General features: G+C 33.4%; 24 protein-coding genes. 6 read left to right on the top strand and 18 right to left on the bottom strand.

The features are described from left to right. Window positions 1-195: 195 nt before the first annotated feature. From JM658_RS04055 to JM658_RS03975, 17 genes are all read right to left on the bottom strand, one after another. Complete coding sequence (locus JM658_RS04055) at window positions 196-819, bottom strand: DUF502 domain-containing protein (protein WP_236957949.1); 624 nt, start codon at window positions 817-819, stop codon at window positions 196-198. A 46-nt stretch (window positions 820-865) separates the two neighbouring features. Further along, complete coding sequence (locus JM658_RS04050; RefSeq protein ID WP_236957948.1) at window positions 866-1663, bottom strand: hypothetical protein; 798 nt, start codon at window positions 1661-1663, stop codon at window positions 866-868. 456 nt (window positions 1664-2119) lie between these two features. Then, on the bottom strand, window positions 2120-3022 hold the full coding sequence (locus tag JM658_RS04045; protein ID WP_236957947.1) for a diacylglycerol/lipid kinase family protein: 903 nt from the start codon (window positions 3020-3022) through the stop codon (window positions 2120-2122). A 231-nt stretch (window positions 3023-3253) separates the two neighbouring features. Beyond that, window positions 3254-3547, bottom strand: coding sequence for a chaperone modulator CbpM (locus JM658_RS04040; RefSeq protein WP_236957946.1), 294 nt, complete (start codon window positions 3545-3547; stop codon window positions 3254-3256). A 9-nt stretch (window positions 3548-3556) separates the two neighbouring features. Further along, complete coding sequence (locus JM658_RS04035; RefSeq protein WP_236957945.1) at window positions 3557-4468, bottom strand: DnaJ C-terminal domain-containing protein; 912 nt, start codon at window positions 4466-4468, stop codon at window positions 3557-3559. 102 nt (window positions 4469-4570) lie between these two features. Continuing rightward, on the bottom strand, window positions 4571-5170 hold the full coding sequence (locus JM658_RS04030; protein ID WP_236957944.1) for a nucleotidyltransferase family protein: 600 nt from the start codon (window positions 5168-5170) through the stop codon (window positions 4571-4573). Between the two features lie 52 nt (window positions 5171-5222). Beyond that, complete coding sequence (locus tag JM658_RS04025; RefSeq protein WP_236957943.1) at window positions 5223-6245, bottom strand: XdhC family protein; 1023 nt, start codon at window positions 6243-6245, stop codon at window positions 5223-5225. Window positions 6246-6252: 7 nt separating this feature from the next. Next, entirely contained in the window at window positions 6253-7443 is a 1191-nt protein-coding gene (locus tag JM658_RS04020; RefSeq protein ID WP_236957942.1) for a molybdopterin molybdotransferase MoeA, read from the bottom strand. A 25-nt stretch (window positions 7444-7468) separates the two neighbouring features. Next, window positions 7469-8257 carry a sulfite exporter TauE/SafE family protein gene (locus tag JM658_RS04015; protein WP_236957941.1) on the bottom strand — a complete coding sequence of 263 codons (789 nt, stop codon included), beginning with the start codon at window positions 8255-8257 and terminating at the stop codon, window positions 7469-7471. Then, complete coding sequence (moeB, locus tag JM658_RS04010) at window positions 8241-9314, bottom strand: HesA/MoeB/ThiF family protein (RefSeq protein WP_236957940.1); 1074 nt, start codon at window positions 9312-9314, stop codon at window positions 8241-8243. Before moeB ends, JM658_RS04015 begins: the two co-directional genes overlap by 17 nt. Next, on the bottom strand, window positions 9301-9915 hold the full coding sequence (locus JM658_RS04005) for an NTP transferase domain-containing protein (protein WP_236957939.1): 615 nt from the start codon (window positions 9913-9915) through the stop codon (window positions 9301-9303). Before JM658_RS04005 ends, moeB begins: the two co-directional genes overlap by 14 nt. Beyond that, window positions 9890-10360 carry a cyclic pyranopterin monophosphate synthase MoaC gene (moaC, locus tag JM658_RS04000; RefSeq protein ID WP_236957938.1) on the bottom strand — a complete coding sequence of 157 codons (471 nt, stop codon included), beginning with the start codon at window positions 10358-10360 and terminating at the stop codon, window positions 9890-9892. The genes JM658_RS04005 and moaC overlap by 26 nt, the downstream gene beginning before the upstream one ends. A gap of 71 nt (window positions 10361-10431) precedes the next feature. Next, window positions 10432-11415 carry a GTP 3',8-cyclase MoaA gene (gene moaA, locus JM658_RS03995; RefSeq protein ID WP_236957937.1) on the bottom strand — a complete coding sequence of 328 codons (984 nt, stop codon included), beginning with the start codon at window positions 11413-11415 and terminating at the stop codon, window positions 10432-10434. A 36-nt stretch (window positions 11416-11451) separates the two neighbouring features. Then, the gene (gene moaD, locus JM658_RS03990) at window positions 11452-11691 is read right to left on the bottom strand and encodes a molybdopterin converting factor subunit 1 (RefSeq protein ID WP_236957936.1); all 240 of its coding nucleotides are present in this window, start codon (window positions 11689-11691) and stop codon (window positions 11452-11454) included. A gap of 181 nt (window positions 11692-11872) precedes the next feature. Continuing rightward, the gene (locus JM658_RS03985) at window positions 11873-13204 is read right to left on the bottom strand and encodes a sugar porter family MFS transporter (RefSeq protein WP_236957935.1); all 1332 of its coding nucleotides are present in this window, start codon (window positions 13202-13204) and stop codon (window positions 11873-11875) included. Beyond that, window positions 13197-14735, bottom strand: coding sequence for a glycoside hydrolase family 32 protein (locus JM658_RS03980; RefSeq protein ID WP_236957934.1), 1539 nt, complete (start codon window positions 14733-14735; stop codon window positions 13197-13199). Before JM658_RS03980 ends, JM658_RS03985 begins: the two co-directional genes overlap by 8 nt. A gap of 31 nt (window positions 14736-14766) precedes the next feature. Continuing rightward, window positions 14767-15546 carry an HAD-IIA family hydrolase gene (locus JM658_RS03975; protein ID WP_236957933.1) on the bottom strand — a complete coding sequence of 260 codons (780 nt, stop codon included), beginning with the start codon at window positions 15544-15546 and terminating at the stop codon, window positions 14767-14769. 224 nt (window positions 15547-15770) lie between these two features. On the opposite strand from JM658_RS03975, the gene JM658_RS03970 reads away from it, so the two are divergent. From JM658_RS03970 to JM658_RS03950, 5 genes are all read left to right on the top strand, one after another. Continuing rightward, a complete protein-coding gene (locus JM658_RS03970; protein WP_236957932.1) occupies window positions 15771-16379 on the top strand; it encodes a TIGR04282 family arsenosugar biosynthesis glycosyltransferase in 609 nt (202 codons plus the stop codon). Between the two features lie 4 nt (window positions 16380-16383). Continuing rightward, on the top strand, window positions 16384-17199 hold the full coding sequence (locus JM658_RS03965) for a purine-nucleoside phosphorylase (protein WP_236957931.1): 816 nt from the start codon (window positions 16384-16386) through the stop codon (window positions 17197-17199). A gap of 46 nt (window positions 17200-17245) precedes the next feature. Beyond that, window positions 17246-18136, top strand: coding sequence for a sterol desaturase family protein (locus JM658_RS03960; RefSeq protein ID WP_236957930.1), 891 nt, complete (start codon window positions 17246-17248; stop codon window positions 18134-18136). A 90-nt stretch (window positions 18137-18226) separates the two neighbouring features. Continuing rightward, the gene (locus JM658_RS03955; RefSeq protein WP_236957929.1) at window positions 18227-18769 is read left to right on the top strand and encodes a ClpP family protease; all 543 of its coding nucleotides are present in this window, start codon (window positions 18227-18229) and stop codon (window positions 18767-18769) included. A 129-nt stretch (window positions 18770-18898) separates the two neighbouring features. Continuing rightward, window positions 18899-20524 (top strand): sulfatase family protein, encoded by a 1626-nt coding sequence (locus JM658_RS03950; RefSeq protein WP_236957928.1) that lies wholly within the window; start codon window positions 18899-18901, stop codon window positions 20522-20524. Here the strand turns inward: JM658_RS03950 and JM658_RS03945 are convergent, their stop codons facing one another. After that, a complete protein-coding gene (locus JM658_RS03945) occupies window positions 20525-21511 on the bottom strand; it encodes a glycoside hydrolase family 113 (protein ID WP_236957927.1) in 987 nt (328 codons plus the stop codon). It lies immediately after the preceding gene. Between the two features lie 201 nt (window positions 21512-21712). Between JM658_RS03945 and JM658_RS03940 the strand changes: the two genes are divergently transcribed. Continuing rightward, a complete protein-coding gene (locus tag JM658_RS03940) occupies window positions 21713-23008 on the top strand; it encodes an NAD(P)/FAD-dependent oxidoreductase (RefSeq protein ID WP_236957926.1) in 1296 nt (431 codons plus the stop codon). Window positions 23009-23011 lie beyond the last annotated feature (3 nt).

The following is a 23011-nucleotide window of genomic DNA, read 5'->3' as shown; positions in this document are numbered from 1 at the left end:
TTTTTCAACACCCCTCATATGTTTTATTTTCAATAGGTAAGATAATAAAATCTCTAAAATAACTAATGCTTTTTTATAGATGAAAAGATTATAATCTAACCGTATCATTACTTATCAAGAAAAAGCTTTAAATAAAAGCACAGAAACATGAAGTATTCAAACCTCATGTTTCTATATTCTTAATAGTTTTAAGTTTTAATTGGAATTCGAAATATTCTCTTTCGAAGTTATATTAATGATGTATTTCTCTAATTTACCATCTCTACCGAAACTATTTAAAGAATTCATAGCATCTTTCATTGAAATTGGTATAAAATCGATATCAGTTTTTTCAATAAAACGTACTTCTCCTGCATCCATCCGCGGGGCATCAGGAACATAAACACTATAGAATCCGTTTTTAAAATTTGTAATGAAAGCAATTCTGTAAAATTGATCTTCTTTCAAGAGAATAGACTTCCAATTATCATCATCTTCTTTAGCTGGCTTGTCCCCTAGCATTCTATATTTTAACATCTGTAAACTAGGAAAAAGTAAAAACAACTTATCCTCTACTTTTTGCCCCCAGTCGTTCACAAGTCCCTTTTGAACTAAATACCCACTTATGTAACATACTAAAATTAGAATTACAATTGTGAAAATAGTAACTGTAGCAGCTCCAAAAACAGAATGAATATGAAAAACGTCAACCAACTTCCTTCCCAAAGGAGTTGCTAATTGGATAGCATGCGTTATTAGCACTATAAAAATAAGCAAAGGGATTAGGAAAAATATCCCTCCCAATATTACGGCATTTGTAGACTTGTTAAATATCTTCATACATAAGATTAAATAGTTCTTCTATAATCATACAGGTATTCTCGTTTTACATGAACTGTAAATTTATCCCCGTAAACACTTGAAATATTGGTTGAACACCTCCTGTTATTATTGAATATTGTGGTTCAACAAAACAATTAATCATTGTATCGCCTACTTTAACAACCTTACCTAAACCTAAAGCCATCGGCACACTATAAGCGTCATTTTTAAAATCGAAATACCAAATCGGCACCCCTCTTAAATAAAACCCTTCTCCTAGTTGCCAAAAATAAAATGGCTGAACGGCTGCGTTATTTGTGCTTTCTCTATCACTTTGACCAGCAAAAGATGTTTGCCAAGTTACTAAAGCTCCATACTGAAATACAGGAGATTTTGAGATGAATGCCACCAAAGCAAAACCACCTTGCCATTTCCCAGTACCAAGCAATTCATTTGTTGCAGTAGGTGCTGTAATTAATGGTCCTGCACCAACTGTAGAGGACGAATTAGAAACAAAATTATAAGACATAAATGCATTAACATCTCCTAAACCGCTTACAGATTTTACATTCCCGCCACCTTGAGGAACTCCAATTGTACTTATAGGTGAAGATACTCTCAATAAAAGTTTACCCGCTGAAAATGGCTTTGCAAAACGCAGCCATGTAGTATTCATATATTGCTCATCTGGTGAATTAGAGAGCTTTGGCATGTAGTAATTGTGAAAGTTTAATGCCGTCATGTTTGCAAGTGGATTATTAGCTTGAGCCGCAGACTGCCCCCCCTCGGCAGCCTCTTCTTGAGCAAATAAAGTAACACTGCTTAATAATAGTGCGAACGCTAAGATGTGTAATTTCTTCATAGTTGAAGTATATAATTGGTTATTAAAAGCTTTTTTGTATAATTTGATACTACTTATACTATTATCTACTTTTTACACGAACTGAATTTAGAATTTCATCAAGAAATTACAACTACTTACAGCTCTTTTAAAAAAAGTCTATATCCTAAAAATAAATCTGTAGTGTTTAAAAGGGGGAGGGATTAAATATCTATTATTTTCGGAACAAATTTAGTTCTTATTATACTAAGTTACGAAAAAATAAATATAAATATTAACAGTGTTCTATTAACTCAAAAGCACTTTACTTTCAATCATAACATTCATTCAATCCATTGTAATTAAAACATAAACAACTATTAATTATACTGTTGAATGTGTCCTTATTCAGATTAAAATAAAAACACGTCTCTTATTGCCATTAAAAATCTTATGTTTCAAAAGTAAAAAAAACATGTGTTTGTTAAAATTTGAATTCTATTTTACAATCGAAGAAAGGCTATTTTTTGTGGAAATAAGGTTTACACCACCTGAAAGTATTTCCACTTCTATATCCTTATATTTACCTATAACTTCACCATCCAATTGTAGCAATCTTGGTTTATCGAAACTCAACTGAGCTTTATCAGTACTTAAAATTTCTATATTTTCTCTATCGTAAAAGCCTTCTTCAAACTTAGAAAGTCCAGCTTTTATAATGGAATTTGTATCGATTTTCTTTACAACTACAATCTCAAATTTACCATCCATTGGGTTTCCAGTAAGATTAATTGGCACTCCAGTTCCGTATTTCCTAGAGTTACAAATACAAACCATAATACCAGACTTATCAATAGATTTACCGTTTGCATTGATAGCGACATGTATCAAATCGACTTTTTTTACTTCATCTATAAAATACTTTGCATAAGTAACCATTCCTCTATTTTCGTCCTTATCATAAGCCTCTACAATCTGTGCATTAATCCCTACATCTCCAATATGAATAGAATAATGTTCTCCATTTACCTTAACCATATCTAAATGCCCAATAACATCGGACATGATAATATTTTTTAACGCTTCAATAGGTTTTGGATTAACAAATAACTCTACAGCCATTCCGTTAGCAGAACCTAAAGGGATGATTCCCATTGGGATTTTTGTTTCCAATAAAGCTATTGCAGTAAAAAGTGTAGTTCCATCCCCACCAACAGAAGCAACTTTATTAGGTTGAAATTCATCAATAATTTTCTTAACACCCTCTTCATCATTAACACCGGTAGTCTTAAAAATAGAATACTCGATTCCATAATTATTACATAGGCTTTCAGCTTCTCTTAAAAAAGGTTTCTTATCTACTCCTCCAGAAATGGGGTTTACTACAAATAATAATTTCATAATATTAAATTACTTTACTTTTTAACAAAAACATGATATTCTCCCTACTAGAAGCAATAATATCTTACTTAGATTTCTTAACTGATATCGCCTTGGACTACTAAATATTAATACAACTCTAGGTTAAAGACATCCAAGCATATGATTACGTGAAGTTATGAATTTTATAGTAGCTGTTTTGCTACTTAATTTTGTTTAACCAAAAAATAACAGCAATAAAGGCATCCACAATTATTCCTCGTACAAGTTCAGTCTATTCCTCAAATAAACGAGTTCCTTATTCATACCTTCAATCCTATTCAACAAATGAGCTATTGCCTCCAATCCCTCTTCATTAATATCTAAATCTCGATGTAAACGCACCATTTTTTCTAGCTTAGGAACTTGATCTTCGCTAATATATTCTTCATTACCATCTCTTGTTAATTCTATCAAGTTAGCTTCTACAAAACGTATTACAAAGTGTTTTTCTACTTGATAGGTCTCACAAAATTTCTGTATGGAAAGTTTATATTTAAGTACCATGTCTGTATTTTAAAGGTTTGTATTCTTTAGCTCCTCAAAAAGTTTCTTTTGCTCAGCACTTAATTTAGTTGGCAATTCCACTTGATAAGTAATATATAAATCCCCAAAAACATTATCTTTCTTATAAAATGGGAATCCTTTTCCTTTCAGTTTTACCTGTTGTCCATTTTGAGTACCTGGACTCACTTTCAATTTTACCTTACCATCAAAAGTAGAAGCTGTTATTTCGCCTCCTAAAGCAGCAGTTGTGAGCTTAATATTTTCTGTTTTATACAAATTGGCTCCTTCTCTTTTAAATAAAGGATCATTATTAATAGAGAACGTAATATAAAGATCTCCATTAGGACCGCCATTTACCCCTTCTGCTCCGTGTCCTTTTATTTTTATAGTCTGACCGTTTTCTATCCCTGCAGGAATTGTAATCCGAATACTTTTATTATTTACAGAGAGCGTACGCTTATGAGAAGTATATGCATCTTTGAGATCTAAATGCAGTTCTGCATTGTAATCTTGACCTCTAAACCCAGCTTGCCTACGTTGTCCAGAAAAACCGCCACCAAACATCGATTCAAAGAAATCGGAAAAATCTTCTTCAGAACCCCCAAAGTTACCTCCTCCGCCATGAGTATATGACCTCGAAGATGATTGACTTCTACTTTGTTGCTGCTGTGCTTTAGCACGCTCATAAGCTTCTGCATTACTCCAATCTTTTCCGTACTCATCATATTTTTTCCGCTTATCGGGATCGCTCAACACTTCATTTGCTTCATTAAGCTGCTTAAATTTTAATTCTGCTTCCTTATTATTAGGATTTAAATCTGGATGGTATTTACGAGCAAGCTTACGATATGCTTTCTTTATCTCTGCTGTAGTAGCACTTTTATCGAGTTCTAAAACTTTATAGTAATCTATAAATTCCATAATTCTACATGAGGATTAATTAATCTGATATCCATCTTAAATTTACAGATTTTTTTTATTCCTACCCAGTCACAAAAAAGAAAATAGCTAGTTAAAATACTATTAATGAGAAGTTCCAAATTGTTGTTTATAGATTTCCTTATAAGCATCTATATTGTCAATATCTATCACCAAATGGTCGGCTTGCAATGTACATACATCTTCAAAATGAGATTTAATAAGATGTTTCGCCCCATAATCAGTATTTAGCTTCTGAAGTTCATCATAATATTCAGCAGAAAAAATTGCGGGTACTCCTACACTTCCTGAAAACCTCGAAGCTATTATTTTTTTACCCCCTTTGATGAAATTTTTCAGAAGTCGATTTAAATAAATATCCGTAACTAAAGGCTGATCGGCTAGCACTATAAGAATCCCATCAAAACCTAGTTTTTGTAACTTTTTAACTCCAAAAGCTATCGAACTCCCTAAACCTTGCTCCCAATCGTTATGCGATAGTATGTTCGCATCTACAGCGATCGATTTTTTTATTAAATCTTCATTTGCCCCAAGAACAACAAATACCTCAGTTGCTTTAGTATTTTTTGCCACAGAAATCACATGCGCTAATAAAGTAGTTTCTCCCCACTTTAAAAGCTGCTTTGGAGATCCCATTCTGCTGGATGATCCCGCTGCAAGAACAATAATTCCTATTTTATCCATTACTGAAGATTGTTGTTTTTACGGATTATAATACTGAAACGAGCTCTTAAATCTAATTTTCAGCATGTATGCTTCCCTTTTTATCTTTTAGCTGATAAACCTCTTGCTCTCTAAATACTGCTAATATTTCAGCAATAATAGAAACTGCTATTTCTTGAGGTGTTTCCGCTCCAATATTTATTCCCGCTGGCGCATGAATACTATCAAAAAAAGAAGGATCAATATCTGAAAGGTTTTCTAATAACTTATCAAAAAGCTTCTCTCTTCGCCTTCCTGGACCTAATATTCCAATATATCTATGAGAAGAATTTACCATACGAGATAGGAATTCTATATCTTTTGAGAAGCTATGATTCATTAAAACAACTGCTGTTTCTTGGTCGATTAAATCATAATCAAAAGACCGCGGACTTGTATTAATGATAGCATTTGCTCCTGGGAAATTCAATTTTGTCTTTGGATCATCTTCTGGGGCTACAATAGTTACTTCCCACCCATTTAAAGATGCCAATGCGCATAGTTGCACAGCATCGTGCTCCGCTCCTAATATTATTAGTTTTATAGAAGGTTTTAGAGTTTGTGAGAACGTTTCTAAGTTTTCTTTTTCTTCTGAAATGTTTTCTGATATAGGATACAACAACTCCCCTTCAAACTTAACATAAGAACCAAAGTCTGTATTTTCTTCTACATTTCTATTAAAATAAGAAGTTATTGTAAATGGTTTTCTCTCTTGAAAAGTATTATTAAAAGCTTCAAGAAATTCTTTATTAACTGAAAATGGCTCAATTAAAATATACAATATCCCTTCGCACCCAAGTCTATAACGCCCATCGTAAGTCATTAATTTTGGTTTCCCATTTGCAAAAACCGACTGCGACTGTCTTAAAATTTCTTTTTCTACACATCCTCCGCTTACTGCTCCCGTCATTTTACCATCCTCTCGAATTAGCATTCTAACTCCGGGGCGCCTGTAGGAAGACCCCTCAAGAGCAACTACAGAAGCCAATACTGTTTTTAAATCTTTTGTAACAGCTCGTAAATAACCCTCTATTATATTTTTAAATTCGTGCGTCATGAATTATTTATCTCGAAGCTATAAAAGTAACTGTTTCTCCTTTTTTATAAGGTTTTTCTCTTGGCGGAAGCTGGATAAATCCATCCGTTAATGCCAAACTAGTAAGGTCTCCAGAGCCATTTTCCTTAGCACGAAAAGCTCTTTTTTCTCCATTAAGATCCTTAACCTTCACGCTAATAAATAAAGTTAAATCAGTTTTATTAGAAACTTCTTCCCCTAAAATAATGGTATTTTTAATCATCTCCAACCCTAAAGATTTATGCAACCAATCTTTAAAATAAACATGATAATTTGCAAAAGTAGAAACAGGATTCCCTGGGAAAGAAAAAATCACTGTTTTAGAAGCCTTATGAATTCCAAACCAAAAAGGTTTCCCTGGGCGTTGCTTTACCCTATGAAACACTTTCTCTACACCCAAATCTTCTAAAACTTCTGGAATATAGTCGAATTTCCCTTTGGAAACTCCCCCGCTTAACATGAGTATATCGCTATTAGAAAACAACTCGATAAGATTGTTTTTAATCTCCTCCTTATTATCATTTAAATGGATATGCTTGGAATGAATATGTTCATCTAATAATAACGCATGCAAAGAAAGCATATTAGAGTTTCTTATCTGGTGTGCAGCAGGTTTTTCGTGCACAGCTACTAACTCATCTCCTGTGGATATCAATGTTACTTGTGGCAACTTTTTCACCTCAACTTCCACGCTTCCTACAGCTGCTAAAATTCCTATTTCTGCTGCTGTAATTCTAGTATTTTTCTTAACAAGAATAGCTCCTTTCTGGGTATCTACTCCTTGCTTATGAATATTCTGAAATGCTTTTACTGAAGAATTTAAAATCGCCTTTCCCTCTTTTATAGTAATATCTTCGTACATAATAACAGTATCTGCATTTTCTGGCATTACTGCTCCCGTCATTATCTCAAGGCAATTATTTCTATCTTTTAATTTACTTTTTGGTGTTCCTGCAGCTACTACTCCTTCAATAGAAAATTCTGTTTTTCCATTTTTAATAGCTTCATAATTTACAACAATACCGTCTTTAGTAACACGGTCGAAGGGTGGAAAATCGCGGTCTGCAAGAATATCTTCTGCCAAAACTCTCCCTAAGCTGTTGGTAAATAATACACTTTCAGTATCAAAAGAAATTGTGCTTTCTAGTACTTTACTATGTGCTTCTTCGAAAGAAATCATGTTGTATTTATTTTAAATTATGCTATTAAAAATCAATCACTCCTAATCCGTTTTTCAATAAAACTCTTATTCCTACGATAAGAACTAATATCGCAGTAAGCAGTTTTATCCCTCTTCCACTGAGCTTATTTAAACTGATTCGGATTCCTATTTGCCCTCCAATTAAGACTGCAGCTCCTAAAACCAATCCTTCTTTCCATGGGAATACAAACATCTCCGTAGAGATTAACCCTGCAATCCCAGAAATAGAGTTCACTAAGATAAAGAAACTTGCTAAGGCTGCTATTTTTATTGAAAAATCCCAGCGCATATGATTTAAAATAGGCGCTAGAAAAATACCTCCTCCAATACCTACTAATCCAGACAAAAAACCTATTCCAGCTCCTAAAACATAAGTTACCCAAACTGGATATTTCTTTGCTGTAAGTCGTGTTTTTTGCTTTCGTTCTTTAATACTTTGACTCCCCAATAATATTGCAGACAACATTAAAGCGAGTCCTAAAATGATAAAGAAAACATACTCTTTCAACCTAAAAGATGCCCCTATAAAAGCTAGAGGAATACTCGTTGCAACAAAGGGAATGAACTTTTTAACATCAAAATGTCCGTTTTTATAATATAGATATGTGCTCCCAGAAACAACTATTAAATTGCAAACTAAAGCTACAGAACGAATTACAAAAAAACTAGCAAAAAATAATGTTAGCAACGCCAAATAGCTACTTCCTCCTCCAAAACCAACTGAAGAATATAAAATTGCGATTATAAAAAAACACAATGCAAGGATGCTAAGAGATTCAGGTGTTAACTGCATGTTGTAAATAATTATTTATCCCGCCTTCCAATTCAAAAATAGAGGCGCTTATTTTATTTTTTAATTGTTGTAGTGCTTTATTACTTCTAACCCCCGACTGACAGACTAGATAAACTGATTTAGAGTTATCTATTTCTGAGACTCTCTCCAAAAGTTCGTTTAACGGGATGTTTAAAGAGTTATCAAAATGAAAGTCTTCATATTCTGCTGGTGTTCGAACATCTATTATTTGAAAAGGAGTTCCTTTTATCAGGAAATCAGAAAAATCATCCACAGAAATTAGCGTATTGATATCACAAGAAACAGCTTCATAACTGGACTCCAAATGTGTTCTTTGTAAATTCTCTGGCTGTAACGAAAAAGATATTTGCTGATATTGCTGTTGTAAACCATCAAAAATCAATAATCTTCCAGAAAGAGTTTTCCCGATTCCTGTAATCACTTTTACTACTTCTAACGCTTGTAAATTCCCGATAATCCCTGGGACAACACCCAAAACTCCATTTTCATTACAATCTGGCATTTCTCCTTTTCCAGGCATGGTAGGAAACAAACAACGATACGTTGGCCCTCCTTTATAATTAAAAACACTTACCTGTCCTTCAAATTCATGAAGTGCCCCATAAACAAAAGGTTTCTTTAAAATTACACAAGCATCGTTAATTAAATACCTCGTTGGGAAATTATCTGTAGCATCGACTACCAGATCATATTTCTCTATTATTTCTAGAGCATTTTCTGGAGTTAAAAAGGTATGATATTCTTGTATTTTGGTTTCTGAATTCTGTGCGTGTAATTTTTGTGTAATTACAGCTAACTTAGACAAGCCAATATCGCCTTCTCCATACAAAACTTGACGTTGTAAATTCGAGATATCGACGGTATCTTTCTCTACAATACCAAGCGTACCAATTCCCATTGCATTTAGATATTGCAACACAGGAACACCTAACCCACCAGCACCAACTACCAATACTTTTGCGTTCTTTAATTTTTCTTGTGCTTCTACTCCGAAGCTTTTTAAAACCGTTTGCCTTATGTATCTATTTTCGTTCAAAACCTGCTAACTTTTGCATTACTTTTATACGATCTTCCTCTGAATTTGCATTTAAAAGTACATCTTCTTGTAATGGATTCACAATCTTGATATCACTATTCAATAAAAATTTCACTGGTGAATAAGTTCCCTTTTCTGAAACAAAGTTTAAAACTGCTTTTAATCCATCTGATTCCCAAATAGCACAGAGAGGCTCTGGAATACTACGCTCTTCAGTAGCAAAAGCTGTTACTAATTTATTAGGATCTCTATTCTCTTTAAGCTGTTTTAGCGCATTTATATTCATGAGAGGCAAATCGCAGGCTAGAATAAACCAAGCTGCATTTTTATCGTAATCATGAGCGCTTAAAATTCCGTTTAAAGGACCAACGTGAATATTCTGATCTTCAATAATATTTTCTTCGGAAGAGAATTCTCCTTTTTGATCAGTTCTAATACTATAAAAAACACGATCACAAACTTCACCCAATAATTTATAAGCTTGCTCTCGCTGTGGCATTCCGTAGTAATCAATAAGTCCTTTGTCAGACTTCATCCTACTACTTTTCCCGCCGGCCATTACTAAACCATATAATTTATCTGTTGAAGTCACTTTTGCCACCCGACTTTTGATCTAATTGAATGTTTGTGATTTTTATATCGTGAGACAAGGCCTTACACATATCATAAATAGTAAGTGCACTAACTGAAACTCCCGTTAAAGCCTCCATTTCTACTCCAGTACGTTCCGTACATTTTACGGTACACAAAATAAATAGCGAATTTTCTTTTGGCTGAATATCGATATGCACTTTAGACAATGCCAATTGGTGACAAAGAGGAATTAAATCTGCTGTTTTCTTTACCGCCTGAATTCCTGCAACAACTGCCGTTTGAATAATACTTCCTTTTTTATTTGAAAAATGAGCATTCTCAAGTTCCGTAAAAACTTCTTGGGGGAAAATAACCTCGCCAGAAGCGACTGCCACTCTAGCCGTCACCTGTTTATCGGAAACATCGACCATAGTCGCCTCCCCATGTTCATTTATATGTGATAATTTATTCATCGTATTATTTATAGTAGTGATTTTAAGTATGGAGATTTTAATTTCCCGTACTTATAACTTTATAATTCCTTTTATCCTCCAATTGAGGTCATTGAATTATTAAAAACACCATCATATTTTTGCTGTTCTTCAAAACCTGTTTTAGAACGACTTCCGATGGCAGCTAAAATATGTTCATTAATTTTCGCTTCAGAATTATCGCTTCGTAAAATCTCTCGGATATTCATTCTTGGCTTCCCATACAAACATGTAATAACATCACCTGTAGCAGAAATCCGGAGTCGGTTGCAACTCCCACAAAAAGTCCTTGAAAAGGAAGGAATAAGACCAAAAGAACCTTTATGCCCTTTAATTTTATAATTAATAGAAGTAGATGTACTTTCTGACGCTAGCCTTTCTATATTGGAATAGTGTTCTGAGATATAATTATAGATTTTCTTATAATCCCATGTAATAGTATTAAAGCTCTTAGAACCTCCATTAAATGGCATTTCTTCTAAAAACCGAATCGAAACATTATAATATTTGGTAAGTTCCACTAACGGAAGGATCTCTTCAATATTTTGACCTTCTAATGCAATACAATTCACACGAACATTAAAACCTTCAGAAATAAGCTTTATAAGATTTTCGTAAACAGTATCGTATTGATTTCTTCTCGTTATACGCTCAAATGCTTCTTTATTTATAGCGTCTAAACTAACATTGATATTTTTTATCCCCAAAGATTTTAATTCATCAATATAAGGGCCAATTAATGTAGCATTTGTAGTTACAGAAATATCTTCGAGCGCTTTTAAAGATGCCAAATGTCGAAACAGTACCATGATATCTTTACGAACAAAAGGCTCTCCTCCCGTTAAACGAATTTTATTAATCCCCTGAGAAACCATAATACTACTCAAACTACAAAGCTCGTCCATAGTGAACAAATTATCGCGCTTTGCAAAATTGATTCCCTCTTCGGGCATGCAATAATTACAACGTAGATTACAACGGTCTGTAACCGCCAATCTTAAATAATTTATTACTCTATTATGGTTATCTATCAACATAAAATCTACTTCCTATTATTAAAAATCACAAAAAAATTATCCGCCGCTAACTGGTGGAATCAATGCAATTTCATCATCAATCGTAATATTATCGTCTTCTTGGGCATACTTATTATTTACAGCGATTGCCAAAGAAGATAATTCTTGGAGTTTAGGATATTCTTTTAATAGAAAAGACCTCAGCTGCCTTACATTCTTCACATTACTTTCCACAGAGATATGTAAGGGACTATCCCCAACAATCTCTTTTGTAATTCCAAATAGTAAAACATTCATAATTGCTATAATTCTTATTAAATTTCAATAAAAGAGTTTATCCAATGTTAAGTTAAATAAAAACAGGAGAATTGAAGTCACCATGTTACTTATTTAACACTATTGTTGTGCTTCATTTAAAATAGTCCTCTCTTTTAGGCTATCTTTCTAAAACATTCCCCTAAAAAACCAATTTCAAAAATCACTCTTTCAACAGTGTTTTTGATAGATCTTCCAAAGACTTCCCTTTAGTTTCAGGCATTAAAAAGATAACAAATAATAACTGAAGAACCATCATTCCTGCGAAGAAATAAAATATAGTAGCAGGCCCTACAGTTTCAGTAAAGTAAGGGAAGAAATTTGTAATTAATGCCGCAAAAACCCAATGCGTAGAACTTCCTAAAGACATTCCGTAAGCCCTTACCCTATTTGGGAATATTTCAGAAATAAAAACCCAAATTACTGCCCCTTGTCCAATTGCATGCGATGCTATAAAAATAAATGAAAGTATAGGTACAATACTCCCTTCTGTTTCACCTGTATCAAAAGCTCTACCTATAAAAAACAAAGAAATAATATATCCTATAGACCCAATAAGCATTAACTTTTTACGGCCGCTTCTATCAATAAGATACATTCCTATTAGTGTGAAAATTAAGTTTACAACTCCAATTCCTACTGTAGAAAAAAGCGAAGATTCACTCCCTAAACCAGCGTCACGGAATATTCTAGGTGCATAATAAATTACCGAATTAATTCCTGATAACTGATTAAAGAAAGCAAAAAGGAAAGCTAATAGAATTACAAAACTGAATTTCTTTGAAAAAAATCGTTCTTTAAGTGACGACTTAGAGGCATCTTCTGCCATCGATACTTTTATGGCATCAAACTCTTCTTTATAATTATCTGTATTTATCTGCTTTAATGTATCCAAAGCTTCTTCTTCGGCTCCATGTTTTAAGAGCACCCAACGCGGACTTCGAGGTAGTTTTCTTACTAATAGTGCAAATGCTAATGCAGGAATTGCCTCTACTCCCATCATCCAACGCCATGAATTTTCTAGGTTTAATAAACTGATTATATAATTAGACACATAAGCCATTAAGATACCCAACACAAGATTTAGCTGAAAGGAAGCCACTAATTTCCCTCTATTTTGAGCCTGAGAAATTTCAGAAATATAAATTGGCGCGGTTACAGAAGAGGCTCCAACGGCTATTCCTCCTATAAAACGAAAGACTATAAAAGAGTATACATCTGGCGCTAAAGCAGATCCAATTGCAGAAACCAAAAATAAAATGGCAATCCAGAATAAGGTCTTTCTTCTCCCTATTCTATCGGATGGAAAACCTCCAAAAATAGCTCCTACCAATGTACCATAAAGTGCTACGGCAATAGCAAATCCATGCATTAAATCGTTAAGCCCCCATTCTTTTTGTATAGCTTGTTCTGCTCCAGAAATTACAGCAGTATCGAATCCAAATAAAAAGCCACCAAGGGAAATAATGATGGCCCATTGTAATACTTTACTCATTTGTTATGGTTGATTTAATTTTAAAAATTTCTAAGTTTTTAAAAGGTGTATTTTTAATTATCATGTTTGTGTAAGGCATACGAGGAAAAACCTGTTCAGTCATAACGTACTGCCCTTTATTAATAAATATCTCTATCGAAGAAACATCTTGTATTAAACGAACTTCAAATAATCCTTCAGGTAGATTATTTACTGGCATTTGGTGTGGTTTATCTGCAAAAGAATCGGCAAAATCTACTACTCCGCTCTTACTTCTATCAATTTCAAAAATACCATTCTCTATTTTCAAAGCTAATGTATCTTGTAATGAATTAGTAAAATAAAGTTCAAAACCTTTATTAGGAACCATAAAAGAGATGTCATTCTGATTAAAGTTTTCTGTTGCAACTAAATCTTTATTTTCAGATAAATTAAACTCTACTTTCTCACGAAGACTATTAAATTGATCTATAGGGTAATTTTTCAAGATATACGCTCCATTAACAGCACTTAGAGTTAGTTCTCTAGGAATAGTCATTGCACTTCTCCACGTTTGGGTAGGTGTAGCTTGCCCATAATTCCAATTACTCATCCATCCAATAAAAATCCGTTTTCCATCAGGAACATTATTATAAGTAACACCAGCATAATTATCCGCTCCCATATCTACCCATCTAATATCATCATGTGATGGGGTAAAAGAATTACCATCAAAATCTCCAACAAAATATTGGGTTGCAGAACCTCCATTAGGACCTCCGGGATTTATACTAATTAATAACACCCATTTCTCTTCATCTGTTCCAGACACTTTTAGTTTAAATAAGTCTGGACACTCCCATACACCGCCATGAGCTCCATTTTCTTTCCCAAACTCACTTAGTAAAACCCAGTCTATTAAATTATCAGAATTGTAAATCTTTAAATGATCTCCAGCAACAAGTAATAATATCCATTTATTGGTTTCTTCGTCCCAAAAAACTTTAGGATCTCGAAAGTCCTTTATCCCTTCATTACCAATAACAGGATTATTTGCATATTTTTCCCAAGAGGCTCCATTGTCTATACTGTATGCAATTCCTTGGGTTTGGTAATTATTTGCTCCACTTTTTTCTCCTACAGGATCATGGTATGTATACATAGCCACAATTGGTGAGGCTTCTGAAGTTCCCAATCCAGAACTATTATTTTTATCTAAAACAGCACTTCCAGAAAATATATACCCTATACTGTCTGGATATATGGCTATAGGCTGGTGTTTCCAATTCAGTAAATCTGTGCTTGTAGCGTGACCCCAATGCATAGGTCCCCATACAGTAGAATCTGGAAAATGTTGATAAAAAAGATGATACTTTCCTTTATTATAAACCAATCCGTTAGGATCATTCATCCAACCATTTGGAGGAGTGAAATGAAAATTAGGTCTCACCCCAGTGCTATCAGAAAAATCACTAATCTTATCTGTAACATCTATCTTGCCTTTACCTTTTTCACATCCAAAGGATATAATTACAAGTAAAACCCCAATAAAAAACACATTATACTTCTTCATATGTAAAAAATTATACTGAAAGATAATAATTTTACTGAAGCTCTAATGCTTTTTTAAGATCTAGCTCTGCTAAAGAATTAATAATCATATCTGGCTTGAAAGCATAATCGTTTAGGTCTTTCTCTTTGGAAACTCCAGATAGCGTTAAAATCGTTGTGTATCCTAATTGCACACCACCTAAAATATCTGTATCCATTGTGTCTCCTATAATAATCGTTTCTCTGGCCTCTAAACCAAGATATTTTCTTGCAGAACGCATCATTACAGGACTCGGTTTCCCTACTGAAAAAGCCTTCTTCCCTGTAGCTTCCTCTATCATAGCCACAATTGCTTTTATTCCTAAGTTAGACCACCCTTCTTTCATTGGAGATGGATCTAAATTTGTAGCGATTAATTTTGCACCAGAAAGAATCATATCAACAGCGTTATTCACCATTTCAAGAGTGAAATTTCTTCCTTCTCCTACAACAACAAAATCTGGATTTTGATTTACCAAAGTATAACCATGCTGGTGTAAACTAGTAATTAAACCACCTTCTCCCAATACATAAGCAGTTCCATTAGGATTCATAAAAGATAAGAAATATGCTGTCGCCATTGCACTGGTATAAACATTCTCCTCTTTTATTTTGATTCCCATTCTAGCCACTTTATTAACCGTATCTAAAGGTGTACGTTGGCTATTATTTGTCATAAATAAAAATGGAATCTCCTCCTTCTGAAGTGTTTTTATAAATTTATCTGCTCCAGGGATTAGTGTGTCGTTTCCGTATATAACACCATCCATATCTATTAAAAATCCTTTTTTCATCTATTCAATATATTTATTTCTGTTACTTTTACTGATGGAACTAAATTACGATATATTATGTTTTTATGTAAGAAATAACCCCAAAAACGTCCAATAATCAACATATTTGGATCTTATCGTACCAACAGTAAGAATTTGCTCTTGTTTTTTTATTCTAAGGAAGAATATCAACATAGAAATCTGCTGATGGGACATAAAAATTTAGCTCGAAATTTATTTATATAATGAACAATAAAAATACACTCCTTATATTTACTAGGAACCCAAAGTTAGGGAAGGTAAAAACTAGACTTGCAAAAACTATAGGCGATAAAAAAGCATTAGAAATCTATATCTTTTTATTAGAGCATACAGCAAAAGTGACTAGGAATAGTGATTGCGAGAAGAAAGTTTACTATTCTGAAGAAATGGCAGAAAATGATATCTGGGAAACACCTCCTTTTGATAAAAAGCTTCAAATGGGAAGTGATTTAGGCATCCGTATGATGAATGCTTTTAAAGATAGTTTTTCTGTTGGTTATGAAAAAGCAATTGTAATAGGAAGCGATTTATACGATATTACAGAAAAACACATTGAAGAGGCTTTTAGCAAACTAGATACTAATGATGTTGTTATTGGGCCTGCTCAAGATGGAGGCTATTATCTTTTAGGAATGAAAAAACTATATCCAGAGATATTTCAGCAAAAAAAATGGGGCACAAATACTGTTTTAAGAGATACTTTAGAAGATTTAAAAACAGTTGATGTAGCTTTGTTAGAAGAACTTAACGACGTAGATGTATATGACGATATTAAGGATCATGCTGCGTTTGAGAAATTTTTAAAAAAATAAAATTATGACAAAAAAAGAATTACAAGAAACTACTGTATATTTAAAAAGTAAAGGATTTGATAACCCAGAAGTTGGGATCGTTTTAGGAACAGGATTAGGGAAATTGGTAGACGAGATTAAAGATCCGATTGTAGCGCATTATAACCAAATTCCTTTTTTTCCTTTAGCTACTGTAGAGTTTCACAGTGGTAAATTAATTTTCGGAGAAATTGAAGGCAAAAAGGTTGTTGTAATGCAAGGTCGCTTCCATTTATACGAAGGTTATGATTTTATAGATATTACATATCCAATTCGAGCAATGCATGAACTTGGAATTAAAAAACTTTTAATTTCTAATGCCGCAGGATCTATAAATTTAGATTTCAAAAAAGGCGATTTAATGCTTATTGAAGATCATATAAACTTACAAGGAGGTTCTCCTCTAGCATTTAAAGATGTAGGTGCTTTTGGTCATCGTTTTGTAGATATGAGCGAACCTTATGATGTGGAGATGCGTAAAACAATTATCGACGCTGCCACAGATGAAAATATTTCGCTTCAGAAAGGGGTTTATGCTTCTGTAATTGGCCCAGAATTAGAAACAAAAGCAGAATATCGCTACTTAAAATTAATTGGTGCCGATGCCGTAGGAATGAGTACTGTTCCTGAAGTTATAGTTGCCAATCATTTAAGTTTACCTGTAGCCGCTATTTCTGTTATTACTGATGAAGGAGATCCAGATAACCTACAGCCTATAGATATTCAAGAGATAATTAAAGTTGCAGGAGAAGCAGAACCAAAAATGATTACCCTTTTCAAAAAATTAATAAAGCAACTTTAAAAAATCTTACGGGAAGGCTAAAAGTAGTCTCTAAATATAATAGTAAATGAATAAATACATTGAAACCATAAAAAACTCTTATTCGGGTTATTTTAATTACCTAATATCGGAGATTACTAATTTCCATTGGGAAAACTATTTTTATGGGCTTCTTATAATATCCCTTACCATTTGGGGATTAGAAATATTATTTCCGTGGCGGAAAGATCAAAAGATATTCAGAAAAGATTTCTGGCTAGACACCTTTTATCTATTCTTTAATTTTTTTCTACTGAATCTTATTGCACTAATTGCACTTTCCAATACAGCAGAATTAGTATTTAACGATTTCCTTGGGGTTTTTGGGTTATCAGTGGACAGTTTTCAGCTTTTTGATTCCACAAAATTACCATGGCTTTTAGGACTATTTATATTTTTCCTTACCGCAGATTTCATCCAATGGGGCACACATATTTTACTCCATCGTGTTCCTTTCCTATGGAATTTCCATAAAACACATCATTCGGTAAAAGAAATGGCTTTTGCAGCTCATTTTAGATACCATTGGATGGAGCCCATTGTTTATAAATCGATTCTATACATTCCGATTGCAATTATTGGAGGTTTTAATATTGAAGCAGTTGCTATTGTACACTTTTTCAATATTGCAATAGGCCATCTAAATCATGCTAATATTGGTTGGGATTACGGATATTTAAAATATATTTTTAATAATCCTAAAATGCATATTTGGCATCATAGTAAAGAAATGCCAAATAAATATGGCGTTAACTTTGGAATTACTCTTAGTATCTGGGATTATATTTTTAAAACTGATTACATTCCTTACGACGGAAGAGATATTGAACTCGGTTTTCATGATGATGATAAATTCCCGCAGGAGTTTATAAATCAGGAATTATATCCATGGAGTGCTTCTAAAAACAATAAAGACTAATAAAATTTCACTTACTATTATCCTTTAACAATCGTTAATAAAAAAGTAAATCGAAATAAGTATATTTGAACAGTAATAAATAATAAAAATATGGCTAGTAATAAAATTCAAGATAAAATAGATGCTTCCCTTTTAGAAGAGCGAAAAGTTTTTCTTTGGGGACAAGTAGACGATAAATCAGCTAAGCATGTAATCGACAGGTTACTTTATTTAGATGCTATTAGCAATGAAGAGATTAAACTTATAATTAATAGTCCTGGTGGTTATGTAACCTCTGGTTTTGCTATTCATGACACTATGAAGTCGCTAAAAAGTCCAGTTTCTACTATTTGTACTGGGTTAGCTGCCTCTATGGGATCTATATTACTTTCAGCAGGAGAAAAAGGAAGACGTTTTGTTTATCCTTATGCAAGAGTAATGATTCACCAACCTAGCGGTGGAGCACAAGGACAGGCTTCGAATATTGAAATTCAAGCTAAAGAAATTATCAAGACTAAAGAGATCGGAGCTCGTATATTAGCTGATAATTGCGGACAGTCTTTCGAGAAAATCATGAAAGATTTTAACCGTGACTACTGGTTAGACGCCAAAGAATCTTTAGAATATGGAATTGTAGATGGGATTTTAGAATAACCATTTCTTTCATAGAAAGAACAAAGTCCTGCCTCTTCGGTGGGACTTTTTAATTAAAAAGTATTCGAAACTTTTAATTTATTTTTCCGTAAATTGCTATCACAAAACCAAACTAGAAAAAATAAATTAATGCACTTTAAGAAACTACTATTTGCAGTATTCTCCATTGCCTTATTTTCTTGTCAAGAAAAAGCAGATAAAAAGGAAACTGCAACCGAAGAAAAGCGTCCGAATATAATTTTCATCATGTCGGACGATCATGCTTACCAAGCAATTAGCGCTTACTCCGATAAACTAATAAACACTCCAAATATCGATAGGATTGCAAAAAATGGAATGCTTTTTAATAATGCATCTGTTACTAATTCTATTTGTGCTCCTTCTAGAGCCGTGATTCTAACAGGAAAACACAGCCATATAAACGGTAAAGTAGATAACTATTTTCCATTTGACACCACCAATGTTACATTCCCACAGCTATTTCAGAATGCGGGATATCAAACGGCTATGTTTGGAAAACTACACTTTGGAAACAACCCTAAAGGTGTAGATGATTTTGCTATTCTTCCGGGGCAAGGAAATTATATTAATCCTAAGTTTATTACTAAAGAAGGAGACACTACAATTACAGGTTATGTAACAGATATTATTACGGATTACACTATTAATTGGCTGGATAAAAAAAGAGACAAAGAAAAGCCATTTATGATGATGTATTTGCATAAAGCACCGCACAGACCTTGGTGGCCTAATCCTGAAAAATTCGCAGAGTTTTCTAAAAAAACATTCCCAGAACCTGAAACTCTTTTCGACGATTATAAAAATAGAGGTACTGCTGCAAAGACTGCTGAAATGAATTTATTATATCATTTACGATACAGCCACGACAGTAAAATTCGCCCTAAGACACTTGCGGAAATGGGAGATGTTAAGCCTGAAATTAAAAAAGTTCCTGGTGGATTTACAGGAATTTATAATAGATTAAATGCTGAACAAAAGGCAAAGTATGACCCTACTATCAATGCGATAAATAACGACTTTAAAGAGCATTGGCCTTCTATGACCGATGAGGAAAAGATGAAGTGGAAATACCAACGTTATATGCAAGATTACTTAGGAACTATTTCTTCTGTTGATGATAATGTTGGTCGTCTTTTAGATTATTTAGAAGCAAACGACCTTACCGAAAATACCATTATTGTTTATACTTCTGATCAAGGTTTTTATCTTGGAGAGCATGGTTGGTTTGACAAGCGTTTTATCTATGATGAGTCTTTTAAAACTCCGTTGATGATTAGCTGGCCTGGTGTTATAGAAAAAGGAACCACTAATGACGATATGGTTCAGAATTTAGACTTTGCCCCTACATTTTTAGACGCTGCAGGAATAGACATTCCATCGGATATGCAAGGTGAGAGCATGACTCCAATTTTAAAAGGAGAAAATGAAAAATGGACGAGAGAAGCTGCCTATTACCATTATTACGAATACCCAGCAGTTCATCAAGTAAAAAGACACTATGGGATTGTGACTAAAAAGTATAAACTAATTCACTTTTATTATGATGTTGACGAATGGGAACTTTATGATCGATTGAATGATCCTCAAGAAATGAATAATGTTTATGACGATCCTGAGTATAAAGATATCGTTGATGAATTAAAGGTAAAACTTAAAGATCTAAGAAAGAAATACAAGGATTCTCCAGAATTAGATCAACAATATATCGACAGATATTTAGAAGCAAGAAAATAATTATTTCGTTTTCTTATAATACGATGTAACAGTTTTTAAAGCCGGTTTATTTTGAACAGTAAACCGGTTATTTTTTTCTCCTCCCGCTGTTTCCTCAGGAAACCATTTCCATAAAAATCCACCAGCAAACCAAGGTTCTTCCCAAAAAGTATCGTATAATGCTGATAATGCATTTATTTGAATCTCATGATTTGCAACAGCTTCCAAACGATGATGTTCCCACGGTGCTTTTGCAGCATAATCCATACTTCTATACCCATATTCTGTAAATAGAACAGGTTTATTTATAGTCTTTGAAAGCTTTTCCATTTGTTCTTTATGCTTCTCCCATCCCTCTTTTAAAACTTTTACGGATGGTGTTCTATCTTCAGACAAAGGAAAATATGCATCAATTCCAATATAATCTAAATCCTTCCAAAAAGGCACATTCGTATATACATCCCAATTTTCAGCATATGTAAGTTTCCCATGATATATTTCTCTAATCTCTTTTATAAGGATCTCGAAAAATTCTGAACGTTCACTTACAAAGTTGTTAAGTTCGGTCCCAATACAAAAAATAGGAATATTCAGTTTTTCTGCAACCGCCGCATAATGCAAAATAAAACTTCGATATTGAGTTTCAAATTCTTTCCAATGCTTTTCATTTCGCATAGAAAGATCTCCCGTAAATTCACCTTTCCAAATCCATAATTGAGGTTTTAACATCGCTTTTATCCCTATGGAATCTAGAACCTCAGCATATTGGGCAACTCCTGCTTCTGTTTCCCCAAACCATTGCTTTTCTTTATTAAAAATTATCTCTGGATGGTCTAATTCTTTTACAAATCCAAAAGGCATTAACGCCGCATAATTTGCATTGATATTTTTTACTGCTATTGCCTGTTCAGGAGATACTGGTGCTCTTGATGCCACTAAACTAACTCCATTTATCCGCTTTACTTTTTCTTTTAGTTCAGATTTACAACTAAATATTATCAAAGTCATGAATAGAATAATACTGTATCTCATATTCGCTTATATCATTAAAACTAGTCACCTTACTAAAAAAGTTTATGAAACTTAAAAGTCTAAGTAGGTAGCTATCAAGTGAAAATAATCAATTATTAATTTAAAATGCTTCTAAATTAAAAACCACTTATAAGTTCTTACCTTGCATTACGACGTATATTCTATATCAAAAAACACATGAAACATATCGCAATTATAGGTAATGGCATTGCCGGAATTACTGCAGCAAGGCACATTCGCAAATTAAGCGATTATAAAATAACTGTAATCTCTGCCGAATCTAAATATTTTTTCTCAAGAACTGCATTAATGTATGTTTATATGGGACATATGAAGTTTGAACACACACAACCGTATGAAAATTGGTTTTGGGAGAAAAACAGAATTGAATTAAAGGAAGGGTTTGTAAATGAAATTAAAATTGATAACAAACAACTTCTCTTTGCTGATGGATCTACGTTAAATTATGATGATCTTATTATTGCTTCTGGCTCCAAGCCTAATAAATTTGGTTGGCCAGGGCAAGACTTAAAAGGCGTACAAGGTCTTTACTCAAAACAAGATTTAGAACTTCTTGAAGTCAATGCGCCAAATAATAAAGTATGTAAACGTGCTGTTATTGTTGGTGGCGGACTCATAGGTGTAGAAATGGCAGAAATGCTGCATACTCGAGAAATTCCTGTTACTTTTTTAGTTCGTGATAAATCTTTCTGGGGAAGTGTTCTTCCAAAAGGAGATGCCGATCTTATAACTAGACATATTAGAGATCATCATATTGATTTAAAACTAGAAACAGAACTTAAAGAGATTATAGCTGATGAAAATGGACGCGCGAAAGCAGTTATAACTTCCACAGGAGAAAAAATAGAATGTGATCTTGTGGGTCTAACAGCTGGAGTAAGTCCTGCTATAGATTTTATAAAAAATACTGCTATTGAAACAGGAAGAGGTCTTAAGGTTAATAAATATCTAGAAACTAATATCCCAAATATTTATGGAATTGGCGATTGCGCAGAGCAATTAGAACCTACTGGAGAACGTAAACCAATTGAAGCAGTTTGGTACACAGGAAGGATGATGGGAGAAGCTGTTGCACAGACAATCTGTGGAAATAAAACAGCATATCACCCTGGTAATTGGTTTAATTCTGCTAAATTTTTCGACATCGAATACCAAACATATGGCTGGGTATGGGCAAAGCCTAAAGCGAATGAAAATCATTTTTTCTGGGAACATCCAGATGGTAAAAAATGCATCACTATTTCTTATCATAAAGAAAACAATACATTTCTAGGTATTAATACTTTTGGAATCCGATTAGAACATAAGGTAATGGATCAATGGATTTCTGAAGGTCGAAAAATAGACTTTGTAATTGAGAACCTTAAGAAGGCGAGTTTCGATCCTGAATTTTACAGCAAACACTTTTCAGCAATTAAAAAAGCATTTAAAGGTCAACTTAAAACGGCATAAAAG

The sequence above is a fragment of the Joostella atrarenae genome (assembly GCF_021764745.1).
Taxonomy (GTDB): domain Bacteria; phylum Bacteroidota; class Bacteroidia; order Flavobacteriales; family Flavobacteriaceae; genus Galbibacter; species Galbibacter atrarenae.
This window is presented reverse-complemented; position numbering and strand designations above follow the sequence as displayed.

Bases quoted from the DNA above. Each gene is read 5' to 3' on its own strand.
- JM658_RS04055 (WP_236957949.1), bottom strand. From the start codon at position 819: ATGAAGATATTTAACAAGTCTACAAATGCCGTAATATTGGGAGGGATA.
- JM658_RS04050 (WP_236957948.1), bottom strand. From the start codon at position 1,663: ATGAAGAAATTACACATCTTAGCGTTCGCACTATTATTAAGCAGTGTT.
- JM658_RS04045 (WP_236957947.1), bottom strand. From the start codon at position 3,022: ATGAAATTATTATTTGTAGTAAACCCCATTTCTGGAGGAGTAGATAAG.
- JM658_RS04040 (WP_236957946.1), bottom strand. From the start codon at position 3,547: ATGGTACTTAAATATAAACTTTCCATACAGAAATTTTGTGAGACCTAT.
- JM658_RS04035 (WP_236957945.1), bottom strand. From the start codon at position 4,468: ATGGAATTTATAGATTACTATAAAGTTTTAGAACTCGATAAAAGTGCT.
- JM658_RS04030 (WP_236957944.1), bottom strand. From the start codon at position 5,170: ATGGATAAAATAGGAATTATTGTTCTTGCAGCGGGATCATCCAGCAGA.
- JM658_RS04025 (WP_236957943.1), bottom strand. From the start codon at position 6,245: ATGACGCACGAATTTAAAAATATAATAGAGGGTTATTTACGAGCTGTT.
- JM658_RS04020 (WP_236957942.1), bottom strand. From the start codon at position 7,443: ATGATTTCTTTCGAAGAAGCACATAGTAAAGTACTAGAAAGCACAATT.
- JM658_RS04015 (WP_236957941.1), bottom strand. From the start codon at position 8,257: ATGCAGTTAACACCTGAATCTCTTAGCATCCTTGCATTGTGTTTTTTT.
- moaC (WP_236957938.1), bottom strand. From the start codon at position 10,360: ATGAATAAATTATCACATATAAATGAACATGGGGAGGCGACTATGGTC.
- moaA (WP_236957937.1), bottom strand. From the start codon at position 11,415: ATGTTGATAGATAACCATAATAGAGTAATAAATTATTTAAGATTGGCG.
- moaD (WP_236957936.1), bottom strand. From the start codon at position 11,691: ATGAATGTTTTACTATTTGGAATTACAAAAGAGATTGTTGGGGATAGT.
- JM658_RS03985 (WP_236957935.1), bottom strand. From the start codon at position 13,204: ATGAGTAAAGTATTACAATGGGCCATCATTATTTCCCTTGGTGGCTTT.
- JM658_RS03980 (WP_236957934.1), bottom strand. From the start codon at position 14,735: ATGAAGAAGTATAATGTGTTTTTTATTGGGGTTTTACTTGTAATTATA.
- JM658_RS03975 (WP_236957933.1), bottom strand. From the start codon at position 15,546: ATGAAAAAAGGATTTTTAATAGATATGGATGGTGTTATATACGGAAAC.
- JM658_RS03970 (WP_236957932.1), top strand. From the start codon at position 15,771: ATGAACAATAAAAATACACTCCTTATATTTACTAGGAACCCAAAGTTA.
- JM658_RS03965 (WP_236957931.1), top strand. From the start codon at position 16,384: ATGACAAAAAAAGAATTACAAGAAACTACTGTATATTTAAAAAGTAAA.
- JM658_RS03960 (WP_236957930.1), top strand. From the start codon at position 17,246: ATGAATAAATACATTGAAACCATAAAAAACTCTTATTCGGGTTATTTT.
- JM658_RS03955 (WP_236957929.1), top strand. From the start codon at position 18,227: ATGGCTAGTAATAAAATTCAAGATAAAATAGATGCTTCCCTTTTAGAA.
- JM658_RS03950 (WP_236957928.1), top strand. From the start codon at position 18,899: ATGCACTTTAAGAAACTACTATTTGCAGTATTCTCCATTGCCTTATTT.
- JM658_RS03945 (WP_236957927.1), bottom strand. From the start codon at position 21,511: ATGACTTTGATAATATTTAGTTGTAAATCTGAACTAAAAGAAAAAGTA.
- JM658_RS03940 (WP_236957926.1), top strand. From the start codon at position 21,713: ATGAAACATATCGCAATTATAGGTAATGGCATTGCCGGAATTACTGCA.